This window comes from Neisseria flavescens, from assembly GCF_005221285.1.
GTDB lineage: Bacteria > Pseudomonadota > Gammaproteobacteria > Burkholderiales > Neisseriaceae > Neisseria > Neisseria flavescens.
This window is the reverse complement of sequence record NZ_CP039886.1, coordinates 1,267,853-1,290,985: the sequence shown is the minus strand read 5'-3', so window position 1 is coordinate 1,290,985 and position 23,133 is coordinate 1,267,853. Positions and strand designations below refer to the sequence as shown.

The 23,133-nt window shown below is 48.8% G+C and carries 23 protein-coding genes and 1 tRNA gene; 16 read left to right on the top strand and 8 right to left on the bottom strand.

Annotation, left to right across the window (positions count from 1 at the left end):
• Positions 1-41: 41 nt before the first annotated feature.
• From FAH67_RS06610 to FAH67_RS12395, 4 genes are read right to left on the bottom strand one after another with little or no spacing between them, the layout of a single operon-like run.
• A complete protein-coding gene (locus FAH67_RS06610) occupies positions 42-227 on the bottom strand; it encodes a DUF2288 family protein (protein WP_003682573.1) in 186 nt (61 codons plus the stop codon).
• 24 nt (positions 228-251) lie between these two features.
• Positions 252-611: a hypothetical protein gene (locus FAH67_RS06605; protein WP_003682572.1), complete on the bottom strand. Its 360-nt coding sequence runs from the start codon at positions 609-611 to the stop codon at positions 252-254.
• Positions 608-1,012, bottom strand: a complete 405-nt coding sequence (locus tag FAH67_RS06600) for a hypothetical protein (RefSeq protein ID WP_112890836.1) — start codon at positions 1,010-1,012, stop codon at positions 608-610. Before FAH67_RS06600 ends, FAH67_RS06605 begins: the two co-directional genes overlap by 4 nt.
• Positions 949-1,164: a DUF2288 family protein gene (locus FAH67_RS12395; RefSeq protein ID WP_232500838.1), complete on the bottom strand. Its 216-nt coding sequence runs from the start codon at positions 1,162-1,164 to the stop codon at positions 949-951. Before FAH67_RS12395 ends, FAH67_RS06600 begins: the two co-directional genes overlap by 64 nt.
• A gap of 270 nt (positions 1,165-1,434) precedes the next feature.
• Between FAH67_RS12395 and FAH67_RS06590 the strand changes: the two genes are divergently transcribed.
• The 4 genes from FAH67_RS06590 to FAH67_RS06575 all read left to right on the top strand — a co-directional run bounded on the left by FAH67_RS06590 (position 1,435) and on the right by FAH67_RS06575 (position 5,702).
• Positions 1,435-2,160, top strand: coding sequence for a metal ABC transporter ATP-binding protein (locus FAH67_RS06590; RefSeq protein ID WP_003682566.1), 726 nt, complete (start codon positions 1,435-1,437; stop codon positions 2,158-2,160).
• Positions 2,161-2,236: 76 nt separating this feature from the next.
• Complete coding sequence (locus tag FAH67_RS06585; protein ID WP_003682564.1) at positions 2,237-3,112, top strand: metal ABC transporter permease; 876 nt, start codon at positions 2,237-2,239, stop codon at positions 3,110-3,112.
• A gap of 79 nt (positions 3,113-3,191) precedes the next feature.
• Positions 3,192-4,097: a metal ABC transporter solute-binding protein, Zn/Mn family gene (locus tag FAH67_RS06580; protein WP_049336292.1), complete on the top strand. Its 906-nt coding sequence runs from the start codon at positions 3,192-3,194 to the stop codon at positions 4,095-4,097.
• A gap of 267 nt (positions 4,098-4,364) precedes the next feature.
• Complete coding sequence (locus FAH67_RS06575; protein ID WP_003682559.1) at positions 4,365-5,702, top strand: sodium-dependent transporter; 1,338 nt, start codon at positions 4,365-4,367, stop codon at positions 5,700-5,702.
• A gap of 129 nt (positions 5,703-5,831) precedes the next feature.
• Here the strand turns inward: FAH67_RS06575 and FAH67_RS06570 are convergent, their stop codons facing one another.
• Positions 5,832-7,952, bottom strand: coding sequence for a TonB-dependent receptor domain-containing protein (locus FAH67_RS06570; protein ID WP_039864418.1), 2,121 nt, complete (start codon positions 7,950-7,952; stop codon positions 5,832-5,834).
• Positions 7,953-8,379: 427 nt separating this feature from the next.
• On the opposite strand from FAH67_RS06570, the gene FAH67_RS06565 reads away from it, so the two are divergent.
• Both FAH67_RS06565 and FAH67_RS06560 read left to right on the top strand, forming a co-directional pair.
• On the top strand, positions 8,380-9,153 hold the full coding sequence (locus FAH67_RS06565) for a FadR/GntR family transcriptional regulator (protein ID WP_115287612.1): 774 nt from the start codon (positions 8,380-8,382) through the stop codon (positions 9,151-9,153).
• A 109-nt stretch (positions 9,154-9,262) separates the two neighbouring features.
• Positions 9,263-10,456 (top strand): amino acid aminotransferase, encoded by a 1,194-nt coding sequence (locus FAH67_RS06560; protein WP_039864416.1) that lies wholly within the window; start codon positions 9,263-9,265, stop codon positions 10,454-10,456.
• Positions 10,457-10,547: 91 nt separating this feature from the next.
• Here FAH67_RS06560 and FAH67_RS06555 read toward each other — a convergent pair.
• A tRNA-Arg gene (locus FAH67_RS06555) sits at positions 10,548-10,623 on the bottom strand.
• Positions 10,624-10,908: 285 nt separating this feature from the next.
• On the opposite strand from FAH67_RS06555, the gene FAH67_RS06550 reads away from it, so the two are divergent.
• Complete coding sequence (locus FAH67_RS06550) at positions 10,909-11,766, top strand: c-type cytochrome (RefSeq protein ID WP_003682548.1); 858 nt, start codon at positions 10,909-10,911, stop codon at positions 11,764-11,766.
• Positions 11,767-11,965: 199 nt separating this feature from the next.
• Positions 11,966-13,303, top strand: a complete 1,338-nt coding sequence (gene glmM, locus FAH67_RS06545; RefSeq protein WP_003682546.1) for a phosphoglucosamine mutase — start codon at positions 11,966-11,968, stop codon at positions 13,301-13,303.
• A 77-nt stretch (positions 13,304-13,380) separates the two neighbouring features.
• Here glmM and lolA read toward each other — a convergent pair whose 3' ends face one another.
• Positions 13,381-14,001, bottom strand: coding sequence for an outer membrane lipoprotein periplasmic chaperone LolA (gene lolA / locus FAH67_RS06540; RefSeq protein ID WP_003682545.1), 621 nt, complete (start codon positions 13,999-14,001; stop codon positions 13,381-13,383).
• Positions 14,002-14,290: 289 nt separating this feature from the next.
• Between lolA and FAH67_RS06535 the strand changes: the two genes are divergently transcribed.
• From FAH67_RS06535 to FAH67_RS06520, 4 genes are all read left to right on the top strand, one after another.
• The gene (locus FAH67_RS06535; RefSeq protein WP_003682543.1) at positions 14,291-15,121 is read left to right on the top strand and encodes a ferritin-like domain-containing protein; all 831 of its coding nucleotides are present in this window, start codon (positions 14,291-14,293) and stop codon (positions 15,119-15,121) included.
• 15 nt (positions 15,122-15,136) lie between these two features.
• Positions 15,137-16,081: a cation diffusion facilitator family transporter gene (locus FAH67_RS06530; protein ID WP_003682541.1), complete on the top strand. Its 945-nt coding sequence runs from the start codon at positions 15,137-15,139 to the stop codon at positions 16,079-16,081.
• Between the two features lie 69 nt (positions 16,082-16,150).
• Positions 16,151-16,801 carry an HAD family hydrolase gene (locus tag FAH67_RS06525; protein ID WP_003682539.1) on the top strand — a complete coding sequence of 217 codons (651 nt, stop codon included), beginning with the start codon at positions 16,151-16,153 and terminating at the stop codon, positions 16,799-16,801.
• A gap of 99 nt (positions 16,802-16,900) precedes the next feature.
• Complete coding sequence (locus FAH67_RS06520) at positions 16,901-18,094, top strand: amino acid aminotransferase (RefSeq protein ID WP_003682537.1); 1,194 nt, start codon at positions 16,901-16,903, stop codon at positions 18,092-18,094.
• Positions 18,095-18,157: 63 nt separating this feature from the next.
• Here FAH67_RS06520 and FAH67_RS06515 read toward each other — a convergent pair whose 3' ends face one another.
• A complete protein-coding gene (locus FAH67_RS06515) occupies positions 18,158-18,571 on the bottom strand; it encodes a YqaA family protein (protein WP_003682536.1) in 414 nt (137 codons plus the stop codon).
• Positions 18,572-18,879: 308 nt separating this feature from the next.
• On the opposite strand from FAH67_RS06515, the gene FAH67_RS06510 reads away from it, so the two are divergent.
• From FAH67_RS06510 to nth, 4 genes are all read left to right on the top strand, one after another.
• Positions 18,880-20,067 (top strand): sugar MFS transporter, encoded by a 1,188-nt coding sequence (locus tag FAH67_RS06510; protein ID WP_232500839.1) that lies wholly within the window; start codon positions 18,880-18,882, stop codon positions 20,065-20,067.
• Positions 20,068-20,156: 89 nt separating this feature from the next.
• A complete protein-coding gene (locus tag FAH67_RS06505; protein ID WP_003682529.1) occupies positions 20,157-20,780 on the top strand; it encodes an alpha/beta fold hydrolase in 624 nt (207 codons plus the stop codon).
• Positions 20,781-20,960: 180 nt separating this feature from the next.
• A complete protein-coding gene (gene nhaC, locus FAH67_RS06495; RefSeq protein WP_039864415.1) occupies positions 20,961-22,340 on the top strand; it encodes a Na+/H+ antiporter NhaC in 1,380 nt (459 codons plus the stop codon).
• A gap of 136 nt (positions 22,341-22,476) precedes the next feature.
• Positions 22,477-23,106 (top strand): endonuclease III, encoded by a 630-nt coding sequence (gene nth / locus FAH67_RS06490; protein ID WP_003682524.1) that lies wholly within the window; start codon positions 22,477-22,479, stop codon positions 23,104-23,106.
• The last annotated feature ends 27 nt before the right edge of the window (positions 23,107-23,133 follow it).

The window sequence follows — 23,133 nt, the reverse complement described above, 5'->3', positions numbered from 1 at the left end:
ACATGGGAAATGTTCCGGTTTTGTTTTTTCAGACGGCCTTATCAGTCTTTGCAAGGCTGTACCAATACCCACGGTGCCACGACAACCGCCCACATTTCCTGCTTATCCGCTAAAAATATGCGCGCCATATCATCGCTGATGGCACCAAATTTGCCTTGTTCCATCCATTGTTTCAATGGCGCGGCTTCATCTTCGGCAACATGACGGGCGACGGCAATCAAATCCAAATCGGGCGCAACATAGAAAGCAGCCTAGTCGTGCTGGCATTGCTCGTAGATTTTATTTTCGGGATAGATATCTTTGCCCGAACGGTACCAGTCTTTCTTGCGCACGCAGGCATCGGCTCTTGACGTACCGCCGCCAATCGGGTCATAGCCGCAGGAAAACATATCGTCGAGCTTTCGCTGTCCATACAGATTCATCTGCCGCAGCATTTCATCACGCTTGGCTCTGCTGGCTTCCGGTGGAGTTTTTTTAGCAGGATAAATTTTGTCTTCGTTGCACAGTTTCCACCTGGCCGACGCATCGGGCGGCACACGGAAGCCGCTGCCGACGTTCAGGCAGCCTGAAAGCAGGACGCAGAGCATAAGGGGCAGTATCGGTTTGTTCATTTGGGGTCTCCTGATTGGGGATGATTGGGATTGGTACGGTGGTTTTGCTGTTCGAGCAAATCATAAACGCTGATACGGTGAATGGTATTAATATCATTTCCTTTTTCGCCTTTTTCTTTTGTCCGGTAACCGTCATCGACACATTGCTCTGTGCCCAGTCCCGTGCAGTTGTGGGAAGAGGATTTGCCAACAAAGATGTCCACAATCGTCCGTATCCAGCCTCTATTTTGGGTATTGGTATCGATGGTGGATCGATTACGCTCTACCCAAGTGCCGACGATATCGCGGGCGGCGATTTCTGTGCCGATAGAGCGGTTTTTATTGCTTTCGTTCCGCTCTAAGCCTTGCAGATGGCTGAGGCGGCGGTCTGATTTTTGCAAATTGGCGGCCGCGCCGAGCATATCGATATCCAAATTCGGATATTCGCCCGCTTTGTTTTCGTGTTCCAATTTGCGCAGACGGCGGCACCGCGTGCGAAGTGGGATTGCAGCTCTTCCCATGAAATGCGGGCAGTTTCGGTATTTAGTTTTTCGTTTAAGAGTGGAATAGACATAGGACAATCATCAAATAAAAAATGGATTGTAACCGATATTCGGCCTTTTGCCCGATGCCGTCTGAAAACGAAAGAAATTTACAGGGTTAACGTTATACAGTATCATTTTAATGTTTTAATTTTCTTTCAGACGGCCTGTTGTCCGTATTCGGGCAAGGGCGGTTTTAGGCTTATGAATTCTGTATTGTTGACCGGATTGCTGCAAAGGCTGCTGATTGCGCTTGTCGCATTGGCGGCGTTGTGGGCTGTATATTTTTGGGCGGTATTGCCATGAGTATCGTGGTGGAGAATCTGACGGTCAGCTATCAGCGCAGGCCGGTGGTGCACCATGTCGATATGGCGTTTGAAGATGGAAAGATGTGGACGATTTTCGGACCAAACGGCGCGGGCAAATCGACCTTGCTCAAAGCCATTATGGGCTTGCAGAAGACGGATACGGGCAGTGTGCGCTATGAAAATATGGCGCGCAAGGACATTGCTTATCTGCCGCAGCAGTCGGACATTGACCGCAGCCAGCCGATGACGGTGTTTGAACTGGCGGCGATGGGGCTGTGGTATGAAATCGGCTTTTTCGGACGCGTGAACGCGGAGCAGAAAAAGCGCGTAATGGCGGCTTTGGAACGCGTGGAAATGCAGGATTTTGCCACGCGCCAAATTGCGCACTTGTCCAATGGCCAGTTCCAACGCGTATTGTTTGCGCGGATGCTGGTGCAGGATGCCAAATTTTTGTTGCTGGACGAACCATTTAACGCGGTGGATGCGCGGACGACTTATGCGCTGTTGGAAGTTTTGCGCCAATGCCATCAGGACGGTCAGGCTGTGATTGCCGTGTTGCATGATTACGAGCAGGTAAGGGCATATTTTGCCAACACGCTGCTTTTGGCGCGTGAAAAAGTGACTGCCGGTGCGACGGAAAATGTGTTGACCGATGAATTTTTGGCACAGGCAAACCGAATGATGCAGAAACAGGAAGCGGCCGATTGGTGCGCGGTTTAATGGGCAAGGCCGTCTGAAAGTAAGTGTTTTTCAGACGGCCTAAGGCTTTCAGAGATTAATAAAAAAGCGATAAAACATGGATTTATATGATTTGGTCGTTGCGCCGTTCGCCGAATTTGACTTTATGCGCTATGCCTTGGTGTCGATTTTCTGCCTGGCATTGAGTGCGGCGCCTGTCGGTGTGTTTTTGGTAATGCGCCGCATGAGTTTGGTGGGCGATGCCTTGAGCCATGCGGTTTTGCCCGGTGCGGCCATTGGCTATATGTTTGCCGGTTTGAGTTTGCCTGCGATGAGTGTCGGCGGTTTTGCGGCCGGTTTGCTAATGGCTTTGTTGGCCGGTTTGGTCAGCCGGTTTACTTCATTGAAAGAAGACGCGAACTTTGCTGCATTTTATTTGAGCAGCCTTGCCATCGGCGTGGTTTTGGTCAGCAAAAACGGCAGCAGCGTCGATTTGCTGCATTTGCTGTTTGGCTCGGTGTTGGCGGTCGATATTCCGGCTTTGCAGCTGATTGCCGTTTCTGCGAGTGTTACTATTTTGCTGATGGCGGTTATGTTCCGCCCTCTGGTGTTGGAAAGCATAGACCCTTTGTTCCTCAAGGCTGTCGGCGGTAAGGGCGGCTTTTGGCATGTGTTGTTTTTGGTGCTGGTCGTGATGAATCTGGTTGCCGGTTTTCAGGCATTGGGTACGTTGATGTCGGTCGGCTTGATGATGTTGCCGGCGATTACCGCCAGACTGTGGGCGAAAAGCATGGGTTGGCTGATGATTTTGTCTGTCGCATTGGCTTTGCTTTGCGGCTTGGCAGGACTGTTGTTTTCCTACCATATCGAAATCCCGTCAGGCCCTGCGATTATTTTATGCTGCGGCACGCTTTACCTGATTTCCGTCGTGTTCGGTTTGGAAGGCGGCATTTTGGCAAAATGGCTGCGCCGCAAGAAACACCGCACGGCATGATTTTTCAGTCGGCCGCTTGAATAATCAGGCGGTCTGTCTTATGATGATGTTAATGTTACGTTATATCACTGGAGAGAATATGAAACATTGGAAACTCGGCATTGTTGCCGCATTATTGACCGGTGCCGCTTATGCAGCTCCTTTGCCTGTTGTGACCAGCTTCAGCATTTTGGGCGATGTGGCCAAACAGATTGGTGGAGACCGTGTGGCCGTACAAAGCTTGGTGGGCGCAAACCAAGACAGCCATGCCTACCACATGACCAGTGGCGACATCAAAAAAATCCGCAGTGCCAAATTGGTATTGCTCAACGGCTTGGGCTTGGAAGCCGCAGATGTACAGCGCGCAGTAAAACAGAGCAAAGTTCCTTTTGCCGAAGCGACCAAAGGCATTCAGGCTTTGAAAGCAGAAGAGGGCGGTCATCATCATGACCACGATCACGAAGGCCATCATCACGATCACGGCGAGTTTGACCCGCACGTTTGGACCGACCCCGTCCTGATGGGTACTTATGCGCAAAACGTTGCCAATGCGCTGATTCAAGCCGACCCTGAAGGCAAAACCTACTATCAGCAACGTTTGGGCAACTATCAAATGCAGCTGAAAAAACTGCACAGTGATGCGCAGGCTGCCTTTAATGCCGTACCTGCCGCCAAGCGTAAAGTCTTGACCGGGCATGATGCGTTCTCTTACATGGGCAAACGCTACAATATTGAATTCATCGCCCCTCAAGGCGTGAGCAGCGAAGCCGAGCCGTCTGCCAAACAAGTGGCTTCCATCATCCGCCAAATCAAACGCGAGGGCATTAAGGCGGTCTTTACTGAAAACATCAAAGACACGCGCATGATTGACCGTATTGCTAAAGAAACCGGCGTCAATGTCAGCGGACGTTTGTATTCAGATGCATTGGGTGGCGCACCGGCCAACAGCTACATCGGCATGTACCGCTACAATGTCAAAGTTTTGACCGATGCCATGAAAAAATAAAGCGGCTTAAGGATAAAGGCCGTCTGAAACCTTAAAAACGAGGTTTCAGACGGCCTTTTATATGCTTATTTTTAAAATAAACCGTCAAATTTAAAATATAAAAATAAAATTTATGCTATTAAAAGTTTAATTATCAGAAATTCATGCCAATTTGCTTGGTAAGTACGCACCATCCGTGCGAATTGCTTATCGGCTGTCCGCAAGCTACTCACGGCTTGACTTCACCCTGTTACAATTCGGCATCTTCACGTTTCTTAATATTACATTATGAGCAACCATTCATCTTGGTCATCCAAAATCGGCTTTGTGCTTGCTGCGGCAGGCTCGGCCATCGGTTTGGGTGCAATTTGGAAATTCCCTTATACGGCCGGTACAAACGGCGGCGCTGTATTTTTTCTTTTATTTTTAATTTTCACTATTTTGGTGGCCTTGCCGGTTCAATTGGCCGAGTTTTACATCGGCCGCACGGGCGGTAAAAACGCCATCGACTCCTTCAAAGTATTGCGCCCCGGTTCGCAGTGGCCGTGGGTTGGCCGCATGGGCGTGGCCGCTTGTTTTATTTTGCTGTCGTTTTACAGCGTGGTCGGCGGCTGGGTATTGAACTATGTGGTACACAGCTTTACCGGCGAAATTCATGCCGGTGCAGACTTTGAAGCCTTGTTTGGTAAAACGATTTCTTCGCCGTTTGGCTCGCTGTTTTACCAAGGATTGTTTATGCTGATTACCATTTGGGTGGTCAAAGGCGGCGTTTCAGACGGCATTGAAAAGGCAAACCGCGTGTTGATGCCGGGTTTGTTTATCCTCTTTATTGCATTGGCTATCCGTTCGCTGACTTTGCCCGGCGCAATGGACGGCGTGGCATTTTTGTTGAAACCGGATTGGTCGTATTTGAAGCCCGGCACGATGCTGACTGCTTTGGGTCAGGCGTTTTTTGCCTTGAGTATCGGCGTGTCCGCGATGATTACCTATGCTTCGTATTTGGGTAAGGATCAAGATATGTTCCGCTCCGGTCATATGATTATGTGGATGAACCTGTTTGTGTCGCTGCTGGCCGGTTTGGTGATTTTCCCTGCGGTATTTGCCTTCGGTTTTGAACCCGGTCAAGGCCCAGGTTTGATTTTTGTCGTGTTGCCTGCGGTTTTCATGAAAATGCCGATGGGTACGTATTTGTTTGCTGTGTTTATGCTGTTGGTTGTCTTTGCGACGCTGACTTCCGCGTTTTCAATGTTGGAAACTGTCATCGCCGCAACCATCCGCCAAGACGAGAAAAAGCGCAGCAGCCATGCTTGGACAATCGGTATTGCGATTTTTGTGGTCGGTATTCCTTCAGCGCTGTCTTTCGGCGTATGGAGCGATTTTAAAATTTTCGGCAAAACCATTTTTGATTTATGGGATTTTATTATTTCTGCCGTCATCATGCCGATTGGCGCGTTAAGCGTTGCCGTGTTTACAGCATGGATTCAGGACAAACAGTCTGTCCTGCGTGATGCGGGCATGGGCAGTACCATTCCGAGACAGTTGCTTTGCTTGTGGCTGGGCGTGTTGCGCTATCTTGCGCCGATTGCGATTATTGTCGTGTTCATCAACTCTTTGGGTTTGATTTAATTCGATAGTGAACAAACAGTCCGGCGTTGCATTGCTTCGCCGGACTGTTTGTTTAAAAAACATCATTAAAAATATTAAGGCCGTCTGAAAATTTTTCAGACGGCCTTTATTAGACGCGTTAAATACGCATTAGAACTTGGCTTGCAGTCTTAACCAGGCGGTGCGGCCGGGTTCGTTCACGCGGGTGGTTTTGATGCCGGCGGCAGGATCGACAAATCCTCCGCTCCTGCTGACGAATTCGGCATAGGTTTTGTTAAAGACGTTGTCCACGCCGCCTTGCAATGTGGCGTATTTGTTGAATTTCCAGCCGGCATTGACGGAAAGCACGCCGAAGCCTGCGGATGCGCCGATGTCTTGACCGACGATATTGCCTTGGCCTTTGCTGAAGCGGTTTTGTTTGGCAACGACTTTCCACAATGCACCTGCGCTGAATTTGCCGTTGTCGAAGGCAAGGGTGCTGTTCCATTCGAGCGGCGGCGTTTGTGCCAAAGGTTTGCCATCGGTACGGTTTTTACCGTAGGTATAGGCTAGGTTGCCGGATACGCTCCAATTAGGAGCGAATTCCCATTTCACTTCAATTTCGCCGCCTAGACGGATGGCGTCGATATTGCGTGCGCTTAAGTCTGGGCCATGATGATGGCTGGCGTGTCCGCCTGCTGCCGGTGTCGTCGGAGTATGGCTGCCGGCGGGCACGCCTGTTGCCGGTGCCGTCGGAGTGGGTCCTGTGTGGTGGTGTCCCATGTGATGGCTAGGTGCCGACGCGCTGCCGGCGGTATGATGCGTCATCGGTTTTGGTTCGACTATGATGAAATCGTCAACCTTGCCTGCAAATACAGAGGCGGAGACGTGCCAATTTCCGCTGTTCCAAATCAGCCCTGCATCAAGTTGGCGGTTGGTTTCTTTTCGGAGTCGGAGGTTTTCCGATTTTTTGCGTTCCCAGTAGTCGGGCGCACGCTGGGCGATGCCTAAACCTGCGTAGTATTTGGTATTGCCCGCAGTTTGCTCGAAACGGAAGAAGCCGGAAGTCAAAGGATATTTGGTTTTTTTGAGGGGATCGGAGTCTGCCTTGGTTTCGTATGTGCCTGTTACTTGGTCATGACGGAAGCCGGCAATCAATTTTTGTGCATCGTTACGTTGCCAAGCCGCTTCGGCAAAGCCGCCCAGTTGGTCAAAGCTTTGGGTAGGCTTGAAAGGAATCGAAGCGTAGTTTTCATCGCCGTTGCGTTCGGTATGGCGGTCGCGCATATAGTCGATGCCGGTTTGAAGGTTGACGTTGTCCCAATCGAAAGTGGCTTTCAGATTGCCGGTATCGGTGCGGCGTTTGGGGTTAATGGCTATCTTGCCCCTCATACCGACGGGGCGCAGGCTGTAGGTGTCCATCACGTGGTCGATTTCGCTGGAGCCGTAGCGTGCTTCGATTTCGCTCAACCACGGTGTGATATTGCGTTGGCTGATGCGGACGTTCCATGCGTCGCGGTCGAATTTGCTACCGTCCATCCCACGGTCGGCGTAGGCGGCTTTACCGCGGCTGCGTTCGTATGTGCCGGCGATGGTGGTGTTTTCGGTCGGGGTAACGCCCAACTGAACCATTTGGCTGTCGCGTTTGAAGTTGGAATGTACGCGGTTGCCTGCTCCGTCTTTATAGTCGTCGGATTCGTTGTGTGAGACATTGAGGCGGGCATAACCGTATTTGCCGCCCGCACCTGCTTCAAAGGAGGCATCGCGTCTGCCGCTGCTGCCCAATGTGGTGCTGCCGTTGAAGGAGTAGGGTTGTTCGTGGAAGGTCGGATCTTTACGGACGAAATGAACCGAACCGCTGATCAAACCCATGCCTTGGGTAACGGTTTGAGGACCTTTGGTAACGACAACTTCGTCAAAGGTGCTGGGGTGGATGTAGGAAGTGGGCGGGTCCATGCGGTTTGAACAGCCGCCGTAAACGAACTGGTCGTCTGCGTTGATGGCAAGGCGCGAGCCGCCCAAACCTCGGAACAATGGATCGCCCGAGCTGCCGCCTTTGCGGATGATGCTCATGTTGGGGACGGATTGCAGCAAATCCGCGCCGTCGCCTGCCGGTAGGGGCTGGAGGGTGGCTTTAGGATTGAATTTGACTGTGTTGGCTTTTTGCTGCTGTGTTCCGGTAACTGTTACAGGGGAAAGGGTAACTGTTTCTTCAGGTACAGGGTCAGTGTCTGCCCATGCTTGAGATACGGCTAAGACAATAGGCAAGATAAGTAATGGTGGGTATTTCATGTGGTTTCTCTCTATCATTAAGTGTTATATATAGTAATACCTAAGTAGTATATATAAAGTTTGGTAAAATTAAAACATACTGTTTTTAACTTATATCAATATTTATCATTTTATCTGCATGTTTTGCCGGTTTGTGATTTGGTTATACCAGTGATGACAAAATTTGATTTTTTTAAGCAGTTAATGAAAAACACCAATACGGTTTCAAACTTGATTATTGGGAATTTCATTAATTTAATTATTTAACTAAAAGCAAGAAGATATTTGGTATAGAAAGCGTCATTTGCTTATGATTTTCTATTGATGTTACGATTTGATAACATTTCTTGACGGAAAAATAGGGGATTGATTAGAATGAGCGGCTAATTGGTCAATCCAATTTATGGCCGTCTGAATAAAACTGTCCTTCAATCATCAGGAATACAACATGACGAAATTGGTTCGTCCGCAAAAAATCAGCGATCAGGTTTTAGCCGTTTTGGAAGAACGTATCGCTACCGGCATTTATGAAGAAGGCAGTAAATTGCCTCCCGAACGTACGCTTGCGGAAGAATTCGGTGTATCGCGTCCGTCGGTCAGGGTGGCATTGAATATCTTGCTTGCCAAGCAGGTTTTGGACGCGCGGCAGGGCGATGGCTATTATGTTTCCGTCAAGCCGCAGCAGGATTTTTTACAAAGCTGGCAGGAGTTGCTCGGCAAACATACCAATTGGGAAACAGACGTATTCGATTTCAGCTGCCACATTGAAGGCTGTATGGCGGCGCTGGCCGCCGAAAGACGGACTGATGCCGATTTGAAACGCATTGACTTCTGGCGGAAGAAGTTCGAGACGGCTTGTGAAAGCGGAAATTTGGAGCATCAAGCCGAAGCAGATGTCAGCTTCCATCAAACCATTGCCGATGCCGCACACAATATCCTATTCAGCCACCTTTCCAGTAGTCTGCTCAAAATGCTTTATCAGCAAACACGCAGTGGCATTATCTATATCCATCAAACCGAAGACCCGCGCCCGACACTGATTGCCCAGCACCGCGCTATTTTTGAAGCCGTTGCCCAGGCCAAGCCGGCGGAGGCTGCTGAAGCGGCCAAGCTGCATTTGAATTATGTCGCGCGTCGCATTTTGCAGGACAGGGAATATCAAAGCCGCAGCGAGCATGCGGATGTATTGGCAAAAAATGATTTGAAACGGGTAGATTGGTAGCGTTTAAAAATAATCAGGCCGTCTGAATTTTTCAGACGGCCTGATTTTGCAAATAAAGACTTTTAGTGCCACAATCTTCATCATTCTGTCTGAAAACAAAGGAAGCACCATGTACCGTCATGTCGAGTATTATCCGGGCGACCCGATTTTGAGTTTGGTTGAAACCTTCAAACGCGACGAGCGTCCTGAAAAAGTCAATTTGAGCATAGGCATTTATTTTGATGATGAAGGCAAAATGCCGGTTTTGGAATCTGTCCGCCGGGCAGAGGCAGTGCGTGCGGCCGTACCGCGACCATCTCCTTATCTGCCGATGGAAGGTTTGGACACTTATCGAAGCGCGGTTCAGCGTTTGTTGTTTGGCAACGATAATCCGGCATTGGCAGAAGGACGCATTGCGACCGTACAGACTTTAGGCGGCTCGGGGGCGTTGAAAGTCGGTGCCGACTTTTTGCACCGTTGGTTCCCTGATGCAAAAGCCTATGTCAGCGATCCGACGTGGGACAACCATAAAGGCATTTTTGAAGGCGCAGGTTTTGAGGTGGGGACGTACCCTTATTACAACCCTGAAACCGTCGGCGTGAAATTTGAAGAAATGACTGCGTTTTTCAAAACATTGCCGGAAAACAGCGTCTTGATCTTGCACCCATGCTGTCAAAACCCGACCGGCGTAGATATGTCGCAAGCGCAATGGGATGAGGTATTGGACATCATCAAAACGCACAAGCTGATTCCGTTTATGGATATTGCCTATCAAGGTTTCGGTGAGGATTTGGACAGCGATGCGTATGCGATCCGTAAAGCCGTCGAAATGGGTCTGCCTTTGTTTGTCAGCAACTCTTTCTCGAAAAACCTGTCGCTGTACGGCGAGCGCGTCGGCGGTTTGAGCGTAGTGTGTCCCAATAAGGAAGAAGCAGAGCTGGTGTTCGGACAGTTGAAATTTACCGTCCGCCGCATTTATTCCAGCCCTGCCGCGCATGGTGCATACATCGCTTCTGATGTGATGAACAGCGATGATTTGCGCGCTTTGTGGGAAAACGAAGTTTACGCCATGCGCGACCGCATCCGTGCCATGCGTCAGAAACTTTATGATGTTTTGACGGCCAAAATCCCCAATCGCGATTTCAGCTATTTCATCAAACAGCGCGGCATGTTCAGCTATACAGGCCTGACCGTAGAGCAGGTACACCGCCTGCGCGACGAGTTTGCCGTTTATCTGCTTGATTCGGGCAGGATGTGTGTGGCCGGTTTGAATGCATCGAATATCGATTATGTGGCCGAGGCATTTGCCAAAGTGTTGCAATAGCCGTTTAATCTGAAATTGAATGTAGTTTTATTTGAAGTAAATCAAAAGGCCGTCTGAAAAATTTTCATCTTTCAGACGGCCTATTTATAATTGGCGCACCCAACAGGGATCGAACCTGTGACCTCCAGCTTCGGAAACTGACACTCTTCCAACTGAGCTATGGGTGCGGAAGCCGTAAGGTTAACGCATATTGGCTTTATTGGCAAAGTTTATCTTGAAAGTGTCTGAAAGTGGCATTGGAGGCCACTTTTTTGCATGGCTGGAATAATCAATTAACTACAAAGGTTTACAGATTTCAGACGGCCTTTTTGAGGATTTTTGTGTATCTTTTTCTCAAGATGGATTGGAAAGCCTTTGCGAATTCAGTATAATCCAGCAAAATATTGTTAATTGCGTTTAACACATAAACTATAACTTACAGCACAACCTAACCTAACGGCGAGGCCTACCAAATGAAACAACTCCGCGACCACAAAGCCCAAGGCTCTGCATTGTTCACCCTTGTGAGCGGTATCGTTATTGTTATTGCAGTGATTTTCTTCCTGATCAAATTGGCGGGAAGCGGTTCATTCGGCGATGTTAACGAAACAACCGAAGCTGCGACTCAAACCCGTATCCAGCCAGTCGGCCAACTCAAAATGGGCGACGGCATCCCTGTCGGCGAACGTCAAGGCGACCAGATTTTCAACAAAATCTGTATCCAATGTCACGCGGCGGACAGTATCGTTCCTAACGTACCTAAGTTTGAAAATAAAGGCGATTGGGCTCCTCGTATCGCCCAAGGCTTTGATACTTTGTTCCAACACGCTTTGAACGGTTTCAACGCCATGCCTGCCAAAGGTGGTGCGGCTGATTTGACCGATCAAGAATTGAAACGCGTAATTACTTATATGGCCAACAAAGCCGGCGGTACTTTCCCTGATCCTGATGCTGCGGCTTCTGCCGATGCTGCTGCTTCCGGCGAAGCTGCTTCAGCTCCTGCTGCTGAGGGTGCGGCTCCTGCCGATGCTCCTAAAGCAGATGCTGCCAAAGCTGAAGACAAAGGCGCGGCTGCCAGCGGTGCGGACGGTAAAAAAGTTTACGAAGCCACCTGCCAAGCATGTCACGGTGGTGCGGTTTCCGGTATTCCTGCCGTAGGTAAAAAAGAAGACTGGGCTCCTCGTATCAAACAAGGTAAAGACACCCTGCACAAACATGCAATCGAAGGCTTTAACGCCATGCCTGCCAAAGGCGGTAACGGCAGCCTGAGCGACGATGAAGTGAAAGCTGCAGTTGATTACATGGCTAATCAATCTGGTGCTAAATTCTAAGATTTGACTTTAAATCTCGAATAGAAAGCGCATTCTGCATAGGATGCGCTTTTTTCGTGCAGGAATGCCTGATCTTGCTATAATACGGAAGTAGTAGATTGTGGTTTGTCTGAAAGATTCAGACGGCCTTCAAACACAATATTCTTTTAAAGAAGTTTAACTATATTCACATACGACAAAACAATCACGGAGTTATCTCATGGCAAAAAAATATTTCGGTACTGACGGTGTACGCGGCGAAGTCGGTCAATTCCCTATCAATCCTGATTTTGTCTTGAAATTAGGTTATGCGGCAGGCCAGGTTTTGGTACAGCACAAAGGTGAAATTAAACCGACCGTATTAATCGGCAAAGACACGCGTATTTCAGGCTATATGTTGGAAGCCGCGCTGATTGCCGGCTTTACCGCCGCCGGTGTCAATGTTATTCAAACCGGCCCTCTGCCAACCCCGGGCGTAGCATATCTGACCCGTGCTTTGCGTTTGTCTGCAGGTGTGATGATTTCTGCTTCCCATAACGTTTATTCCGATAACGGCATTAAATTCTTTGCCGAAGGTGGTGTGAAGCTGAGCGATGAAATCGAGTTGGAAATCGAAGCCAAAATCGATGAAGAAATGAAAGCCCAGCCGTCTAGCCGTTTGGGCCGTGCTCGCCGGATTAATGGTGCGGATGACCGCTATATCGAGTTTTGTAAATCCACTTTCCCAAGCTATTTGGACTTGCGCGGTCTGAAATTGGTGGTCGATACCGCCAATGGCGCAGGCTATGCAGTTGCGCCTAAAGTATTCCACGAATTGGGTGCGCAAGTGGTCAGTATCGGTGATGATCCAAACGGCTACAACATCAATGAGAAATGTGGTGCGACCCATCCGAAAGCTTTGCAAGCGGCTGTGTTGCAAAATGAAGCCGATTACGGCATTGCCTTGGACGGCGATGGCGACCGTTTGATGATGGTTGACCGCAATGGCAAAGTATATGACGGCGACAGCCTGATTTATGTGATTGCCAAAGCACGCGCGCACGAAGGCGTGGAAATCGGCGGCGTGGTGGGTACAGTGATGACCAATATGGCGATGGAAATTGCTTTGAAAGAGCAGGGCGTTGATTTCTGCCGCGCCAAAGTGGGCGACCGCTATGTGTTGGAACAGCTCCACCAACGCGGTTGGCTGATTGGCGGCGAAGCCAGCGGCCATATTTTGTGCATGGACAAACACAATACCGGCGACGGCATCATTTCCGCGCTGCAAGTTTTGGCGGCATTGCAAACCTTGAATCAAGACCTTGCCACCGTTTGCGCCGATTGGCAGCCGTATCCGCAAACCATGATCAACGTCCGCATCAAAAAAGGCCAAAACTGGCAGGATGCTTCCAAAGAGGCTTTGGCTGAAGTGGAAAAAGAACTCGAAGGCAAAGGCCGCGTAGTCTTGCGTGCGTCCGGTACCGAGCCTGTCGTGCGCGTGATGGTGGAAGCCAAGCAGGCAGACTGGGCGAAAAAAGGCGCAGAAAAAATTGCCGCTGCCATTCAAGGTCAAAAGTAACAGTGTGTTTGATGTTGAATTGAACTAAATAAAAGGCCGTCTGTTGTTCAGACGGCCTTTGTGTTTCAGTTGAAATCTTAGTTGCTCAAAACATCAACGCCTTTAGGAGGGGTAAATTTGAACATACCGCTGGAAAGGTTAGGCTTGGTGTTCAAACCGCTGAAGCTGATGCTGGTTTGGTTGCCGAAGCTGTCTTTCAGCTGCATGGCGGCGAGGTTGTCGCCTTTAAAGCCGATGCGGATGTATTGGTAGCCGGCGTTGTTTTTCTTAGGCGTAGCCAAAACGTAGTCGATACCGTTGGCAGAACCGTCTTCTTTCAGCGTGTAGCTGCTGTCCAATGCGGTTTTGTTGGAGAGAATGGCAGCAGGGCTGTCGCCGATGGTTTGGTCTTGTGAGGACTTAGTTACTTGTGCCAAATCTACGTCATAGAGCCAAATGGTTTTGCCGTCGCCAACAATAGTTTGTTTGTAGGGTTTGGTGTATTCCCATTTGAACAAGCCCGGGCGCAGGATTTTGAATGTACCGTGTGTGGTTTGGGTTTTCTTTTTGCTGTGAACGGTTTGGCTGAAGTTGCCGCTGATACCGTCAGCGTCATTATTGAATTTTTTCAGGGCGTCCACTGCGCCGGCTTGTGCAAAGCCGATGGCTGAAGAAAGCAGCGCGGCAGCGGTTAGAGTGAACAGTCGGGTAGTTTTCATGTTTTGGTTCCTTGTTCGGAGAGATGGGTTCAGTATAGACGTTATGGTGTAACAGGCAAGGGGCTGAATGGAGGGTTTAATTTGTGTAAATATGAAAAATCCAATCAAGTGACTGAAATAATTTCATTTCTTCAGACGGCCTGTATTTAGTTTTGACGTTTTTTTAATGAAGCACACAATGGTTTGGTGTGGTATTTAATGTCATTTTACGGAAAGCGTGAAATTATAGTCTTTCTGTTTGCTTTTTAAAACGGTTATAATATTTGTCTTTTTAAAACAATGGTTTTGTATGTATCTGAATCCTTATCCTTTATTGGAACAGGCTTTGCTGTCGGACAATCCGGATGAAAAGGGAAGGTTGACGCAGGCCTTGTTTGCGCAGTTGGGCGAGGCGGAAGGTTTGACTATTGAGGAGTCAAAACCTGTGGATTGCCGTTTTGCAGGCCATCCGCTGTGTCCTCGTTTGGTTGTGCCTTCGGAAGTTACGCCGCGTAAGATGAATACGGTCGAAGGCTATGCGGCCATGTTGCACGCGATTGCACACATTGAGTTTAATGCGATTAATCTGGCTTTGGATGCGGCGTATCGTTTTCGCAATATGCCGTTTCAGTTTGTACGCGATTGGGTAAGGGTGGCGAAAGAAGAAGTGTTTCACTTCGGCTTGATGCGTGGCCGTCTGAACAGCTTGGGCTACGATTACGGTGATTTTGAAGCGCATGGGCATTTGTGGGATATGGCGTATAAAACCGCTTACGATCCCTTGTTGCGCATGGCTTTGGTGCCGCGGGTATTGGAAGCGCGCGGTTTGGATGTTACGCCGGGTATTCGTGCAAAAGTGGCGCAGCGTGGCGATATGGAAACCTGCGATGTGTTGGATATTATTTATCGCGATGAAGTGGGGCATGTCGCCATCGGCAATCATTGGTATCAGCATCTTTGCCGTGAACGCGGTTTGGAACCGGTTGCCTTGTTCCGCAGCCTGATTGCGCGTTACGATATGTTTATCTTCCGCGGCTACGTCAATATCGAAGCACGGGAACGCGCAGGATTCAGCCGTTTCGAGCTGGATATGTTGGAAGATTTTGAGAAAAGTTTGAAACAGGATAAAAAGGCCGTCTGAAACGGTAAAATCATCATGGCACATCATCACGATCATTCGCACGCGCATACGCATACCGCCAATAAGCAGGTATTGCGTATTTCCTTTTTCGTCATTGCCGGATTTATGCTGGTTGAGGCGGTCGGCGGTTGGCTGACCAACTCTTTGGCCCTGCTTTCCGATGCGGGACATATGTTCAGCGATGCGTTTTCGCTGGGTGTGGCATTGTGGGCATTTAAACTTGGCGAGAAACAGACCACGCTGCAAAAAACATTTGGCTATAAGCGTTTTGAAATTTTGACGGCGATGTTTAACGGATTGTCGCTGGTGTTGATTGCGGCGATGATTTTTTATGAAGCAGTCAAACGATTGTTTTATCCGCCGGAAATTTTGACGGGCGGCATGTTGGTGGTCAGTATTATCGGTTTGTTGGTCAACATCGGTGTCGCCGTTTATATGTTGAAAAATGGCGATACTGAAGAAAACGTCAATATGCGCGGCGCGTATCTGCATGTAATCAGCGATTTATTCGGCTCGATAGGGGCGATTGTCGCAGCGGTACTGATGATGGCGTATGGCTGGCAATGGGCGGATACGGTTGCCAGCGTATTGGTGGCGGCTTTGGTAGGGCGCAGCGGCTGGAAGCTGTTTAAACAGACTTTGCACATTTTGATGGAAGGCGCGCCGGAAAACATCCATACCGATGAGTTGCTCAGCGTTATCCGCAATATGGAAGGCGTAAAATCCGTTCACGACTTGCATGTTTGGACGATTACCAGCAATATCCACGTTTTGTCCTGCCATATTGTTGTAGATGGCGACATGACGGTTGCAGAGTCCGAACAAATCGCCTACCGCATCGAACATGAATTGGCGCATCACAACATCGGGCATTGTACGATTCAGATTGAAAGCGAACAGCATCCGCATAAAGATGAAGTTTTGTGTTCGCAGGAAATGCACGAACACCATCACCATTAACCATATTCAGGCCGTCTGAAACTTGTTGGATTGTTCAGACGGCCTTCTAAAATCATCAAAGGAACACTTATGACCCAAGCCGTATTATTCGACCTTGACGGCACGCTTGCCGATACCGCACTTGATTTGGGTGGCGCACTCAACATGGTATTGCGCCGACACGGTTTGCCGGAAAAAAGCATGGATGAAATCCGTCCGCAGGCCAGCCACGGTGCGAGCGGTTTGCTCAAACTGGGTGCAGGCATTACTTCCGATCATCCGGACTATATGCAATGGCGCAAAGAGTTTTTGGACGAATACAGCCGCTGCTATGCCGACCAAACCATCTTGTTCGACGGCGTAAACGAAATGTTGGAAGCCTTAGTTCAACGCGGTATCCGATGGGGCATTATTACCAACAAGCCTATGCGTTTTACCGATGTCCTCGTGCCTAAGCTCGGGTTTACCGTGCCTCCCGCCGTGATTGTCAGCGGCGATACTTGCGATGAACCCAAGCCCAGCGTGAAGCCTATGTTTTATGCGTGCGAACAGATTGGCGTTGAGGCGCAGCGATGTTTTTATGTCGGCGATGCCGAGCGCGATATGCAGGCAGGAAAAAATGCAGGCATGACGACCGTGCTTGCTGATTGGGGCTATATTTCTGCCGAAGACCAAACCGAAAACTGGCTTGCCGATTTTCGTATTGTCACGCCTTTGGATTTGTTGGCAATCTTGCGTTAAAACCCTGTAATAATCCGTTTTCAGACGGCCTGAAACGGCGTAAAATCGTACTAAGTTTGTATTTTTTCAACCGTTTTACTACTTGTAAAGAGAAAAATCATGTTCTTCAAGCATATCGAAGCTGCTCCTGCTGATCCGATTTTAGGTTTGGGCGAGGCGTTTAAAGCCGAAACCCGTCCGGAGAAAGTCAATCTCGGTATCGGCATTTATAAAGACGCATCCGGCGCGACGCCTATTGTCAAAGCCGTCAAAGAGGCTGAAAAACGCCTGTTGGAAAGCGAAACAACCAAAAATTACCTGACTATCGACGGCGTTGCCGACTACAACGAGCAAACCCAAATCCTGCTGTTCGGCAAAGACCACGAAATCATCGCCAGCCGTCGCGCCAAAACAGCGCAAAGCCTTGGCGGTACAGGCGCATTGCGTATTGCCGTCGAGTTTGCCAAACGTCAGTTGGACGCACAAACCATCTGGATTTCCAATCCGACCTGGCCTAACCACAACGCCATCGCCAAAGCGGTCGGCATCCAAGACAAACCTTACCGCTACTATGATGCCGCCAAACACGGTTTGGATTGGGACGGTATGATTGAAGACTTGGGCCGGGCGCAAAAAGGCGACATCGTCCTGCTGCACGGCTGCTGCCACAACCCTACCGGCATCGACCCTACGCCCGAACAATGGGAAACTTTGGCAAAACTTTCTGCCGAAAAAGGCTGGCTGCCGCTGTTTGACTTTGCCTACCAAGGCTTCGGTAACGGTTTGGAAGAAGATGCCTACGGCTTGCGCGTGTTCTTGAAACACAATACAGAATTGCTGATTGCCAGCTCTTATTCCAAAAACTTCGGTATGTACAACGAGCGCGTCGGCGCGTTCACTTTGGTGGCCGAAGATGAAGAAACCGCCGCCCGCGCCCACAGCCAAGTCAAAACCATCATCCGCACCTTGTATTCCAACCCGGCTTCACACGGCGCAAACACCATTGCGCTGGTGTTGAAAAATGATGATTTGAAAGCACAATGGATTGCCGAACTCGATGAAATGCGCGGCCGCATCAAAGCCATGCGCCAAAAATTTGTTGAGTTGCTCAAAGCCAAAGGCGCAACCCAAGACTTTGATTTCATTATCGAACAAAACGGTATGTTCTCTTTCAGCGGCTTGACTCCCGAACAAGTTGACCGTTTGAAAAACGAGTTTGCCATTTATGCCGTCCGCTCCGGCCGCATTAATGTTGCAGGCATTACCGATGATAACATCGACTACCTGTGCGAGAGCATTGTGAAAGTCTTGTAATTGTCGAATTAAAGGCAAAAGGCCGTCTGAATCATTCAGACGGCTTTTATTTTTTGGTTGTGCTTATCCGGCAACTGCGCTCATTCCCCAATAAATCATGGCATAGCGCAGCAGTTTGCCTGCAATCAGAATGATGGCGCAATGCAAAGCATTGAGCCTGAGCCAGCCTGCGGCAAGGGGGAGGGCATCACCGATAATCGGCAGCCATGCAAATAATAGCGGCCAAATTCCCCATCGTTTTATACGTGCCAATACTTTTTCAGACGGCCTTTTCTTGGCCGGAAACATTCTGCCCATGTAATACGAAACCATACTGCCCAAGCCATTTGCCAAACCGGCGCACAAACATCCACCAAGGGCATGTTGCGGATATTGGTACACAAATGCGGCGTATGCCGCCTCGGATGTACCCGGAAGAAGTGTAGCTGAAGTGAAGGCAGAAGCAATCAGGGCAAGGTAAGCGTAAAGAAGGGGCATGTTTTGAGTTACATCAAGTGATATTGTAAAAAATAAATAGTAGGATTTGAAAGTGGATTATGCCCATATTTCAAAATTATTAGAATATAAAACTAATATTATTGGGTTTTTTAAAATTAAACGGCGAAAAGGCAATATAGTCAGATGTCAGAAAATAGTTTTCAAAGTGATGAAATATCAGTATGATACCGTCGGCTGTTAATGGGTGTTAAGCTTAATGAACTGCTTCAAGCTCATTTTTTAGCGAGTCTTAACAAAACGAAAGACAAATCATGTCTGCGCATTCATAACAAAATCATACTCCTGCACTGGTCGTCCTGACCACACTCTTCTTCATGATGGGTTTCATTACCTGCATGAACGATATTTTGATTCCGCATCTGCAGAAAATTTTCACGCTAACCAATGTTCAGGCGATGCTGGTTCAGTTCTGCTTCTTTACCGCCTATGCCATCATGTCGATTCCGATGGGGCATCTCGTCGGTAAAATCGGCTATAAAAATGGCGTCATCGGCGGCTTCTTGCTGACCGCCGTCGGATGCTTGTTGTTTTATCCTGCTGCGGGCAGCCAATCTTACCCGACTTTCTTGGGCGCGCTCTTCATTCTTGCTTCGGGCGTCACCCTGTTGCAGGTTGCGGGTAATCCGTATGTAACCCTGTTGGCGAAACCGGGCAAAGAATCTGCAACGCTGACTTTGGTGCAGGCATTCAATTCATTGGGTACGACTATTGCTCCGAAAATCGGTGCATTCCTGATTTTGGCTGATGCGACACAAACTGTCAGCAAAGCCGAGCAAATTTCTTCTGTTCAAATTCCATATTTGGGTTTGGCCGGTTTGCTGATTATTTTGGCTGTGTTTGTCAAAATGATTCGTCTGCCTGATGCAAACAAAATTGCTGAAGAAGAGAGCGAACACAACCATGATGGCAAACACAGCGTATGGCAATACCGTCATTTGGTTTTGGGTGCGGCCGGTATTTTCTGTTACGTTGGTGCTGAAGTATCTATCGGTTCTTTGTTGGTCAGCGTGTTGGGTTACCTGAAAGGTATGGACCACTCGTCTGCCGCAAAATATCTGTCGTTCTACTGGGGCGGCGCGATGGTTGGCCGCTTCTTAGGCTCTGCCATCATGGCAAAAATTGCGCCTAACCGCTATTTGGCATTTAACGCTACCGCTGCTGTTGCCCTGTTGGGCGTTGCTATGTTGGCAGGTAAAGCCAGTGCAGATATTGCGATGTGGGCATTGTTGGCCATCGGCTTCTTCAATTCCATCATGTTCCCAACGATTTTCTCTTTGGCAACCAAAGGTCTGGGCCGATTCACCAGCAGCGCTTCCGGCGTATTGTGTACTGCGATTGTCGGCGGTGCGATTGTGCCTGTGGTACAAGGTTGGGCTGCGGATACTTACGGTCTGATGATTTCTTTCGTTGTATCAGCGATTTGTTACGTATACATTGTCTTCTTTGCTATAAAAGGCTATAAAGCTGACGAATAATTCATCATGATGAAAGGCCGTCTGAAACTCTAAGTTTCAGGCGGCCTTTTTACTTTGTGGCATAATGATTTAAATGACAGGAGGAAAAAATGGCCAAAATCATTTTGCTGCATGGCTTGCACATGCATTCATGGGTAATGAAACCGCTGGCGTATTTGCTGGAACAAGAAGGTTTTGAAGTGGCGCTGTTCGATTATTACAGTGTTTTGCATTCGATGAACCGACATGTTGAAGATTTGGCGCGATGGATTGATGAGAACCATGCTGATGAAACGCTGCACTTTGTCGGCCATAGTTTGGGCGGGTTGGTCTTACGCAATTTTGCGGCGGCATATCCGGATAAAGTCAGCGGCCGTATCGTTACCATGGGTACGCCGCACCAAGGTAGCCGTGCCGCGCAACGTGTGTTCAATATGGGTTTGCAAAAACCGGTATTGGGCGGCTCGTATAAAGGCGCATTGGACGGCGGTATGCCGGAATTGCCAAAGGGTGTTGAGTTGGGCAGTATTGCCGGCAATAAACCGTATGGGCTGGGCCGTGTTTTAGGTTTGCATGGTGAACATGATGGTACGGTTTTGGTCAGCGAAACGCATTGTCCGAATATGCGCGATCATGTCGTTTTGCCTGTCAGCCATAGCGGTATGCTGTTTAACCGTAAAACGGTCAAGCAGGTGGGGGCATTTTTGCATGATGGACGTTTTAAAAAGCAATAAAATTCCATTTATTTTCATTTAAAAATATTTAATTTTAATAATTCGATATATTTTAAAGAAAGTGTCGCAGTTTCACTGAAGCTGTTTTTATAAAATAACAGGCAGGCCGTCTGAAAATCGGGTTTCAGACGGCCTGTTATGCTAAAATCTGTTAAATACTTATTAAAAAGGCAAAGAACAATGTTTGCTTTCAAATCCTTACTGAATATGCCGCGCTTTGAGGCCATCGCTGTGGCCTTGGCTTTGGTGGCGGCAATGGGTTATACGATTATTTCGCTTGAATGGCTACCGCATATGTCGATTGTGACGGCGATTGTGGTCTTGCTGTTGTACGGTTTGATGCGCGGCTTGAAATATCAAGACATGCAAAACGGTATGATAGGCGCGGTCGGGCAGGGCATGGGCGCGATTTATCTGTTTTTCTTTATCGGCCTGATGGTCAGCGCGCTGATGATGAGCGGTGCGATTCCGACGCTGATGTATTACGGTTTCGGATTGATTTCGCCGACTTATTTTTATCTCTCGGCGTTTGCGCTCTGCTCGATCATCGGTATTTCCATCGGCAGCAGTTTGACGACTTGTGCGACTGTCGGGGTGGCATTTATGGGTATGGCGGCTGCGTTTCATGCCAATATGGCGATGACGGCAGGTGCGATTGTGTCGGGGGCGTTCTTTGGCGATAAAATGTCGCCACTTTCCGATACGACCGGTATTTCCGCTTCGATTGTCGGCATTGATTTGTTCGAGCACATCAAAAACATGATGTACACCACTGTGCCTGCATGGTTGATCAGTGCGGCGTTGATGTTGTGGCTCTTGCCCAATGTTGCCGCGCATGACATGAACAGTGTCGAAGCTTTCCGCGCGCAATTGGAAGCAACCGGTTTGGTTCATGCTTACTCACTGATTCCGTTTGCCTTGTTGGTTGTCCTTGCCCTGATGCGCGTGAATGCTATTGTGGCCATGTTGTTTACCGTTATAGTGGCGCTGATTGTGACTTACTTCCACAGTACGCCTGATTTGAAACAGCTGGGCGCGTGGTTTTACAGCGGATACAAACTTGAAGGCGAAGCATTTAAAGACATTGCCCGTTTGATTTCTCGCGGCGGCTTGGAAAGCATGTTCTTTACGCAAACCATCGTGATACTCGGCATGAGCTTGGGCGGTCTGTTGTTCAGCATAGGTGTGATTCCGTCTTTGCTGGAAGCCATTCATGCGTTCCTGACCAATGCCGGACGCGCTACTTTCAGCGTGGCCATGACATCGGTCGGTGTCAACTTCCTGATTGGTGAGCAATATTTGAGTATCCTGCTTTCCGGCGAAACCTTTAAGCCGGTTTATGACAAGCTTGGTCTGCATTCGCGCAATCTTGCCCGTACGCTTGAAGATGCGGGTACGGTCATCAACCCATTGGTGCCTTGGAGCGTCTGCGGCGTATTTATCAGCCATGCCTTGGGCGTGCCTGTTTGGGAATACCTGCCTTATGCCTTCTTCTGCTACTTGAGCTTGGCTCTGACGCTGGTGTTCGGCTGGACAGGGCTGACTTTGAGTAAGAAGTAAACCGCATTAAAATAGCAATGCTTTTATGAAACAAGGCCGTCTGAAAACAATTTCAGACGGCCTTGTTTTACTTGAAGTAGCCGTATTAACATGATTTCACTATAATTGCTGCGCCAATAAAAAAATAATCTAAACAATGAACAAACAAATCCGCCAAGAAATTTTCGAGCGTTTCCGCGCTGCCAATCCTCATCCGACTACCGAGTTGAATTTCAGCTCGCCGTTTGAGCTGCTGATTGCCGTGTTATTGTCTGCACAAGCGACTGATGTCGGTGTGAACAAAGCGACTGCCAAACTCTTTCCCATTGCCAATACGCCGCAAGCCATGTTGGATTTGGGGCTGGACGGCGTAATGGAATACACCAAAACCATAGGCCTTTACAAAACCAAGTCCAAGCACATCATGCAGACTTGCCGTATTCTGCTGGAGAAATACAACGGCGAAGTACCTGCCGACCGAGAGGCTTTGGAATCTTTGCCCGGCGTTGGCCGTAAAACCGCCAATGTGGTGCTGAATACTGCATTCGGGCAACCTGTTATGGCGGTCGATACCCATATTTTCCGTGTTTCCAACCGTACTAAAATCGCTCCGGGCAAGGATGTGCGCGAGGTCGAAGACAAATTGATGCGCTTTATTCCCAAAGAATTTTTGATGGATGCCCATCACTGGTTGATTTTGCATGGCCGCTATACGTGCAAGGCTTTAAAACCGCAATGCAGCAAATGTTTGATTAACGATTTGTGCGAATATCCGGCAAAAATGTAAATAAAAACATAAGAAAAAGGCCGTCTG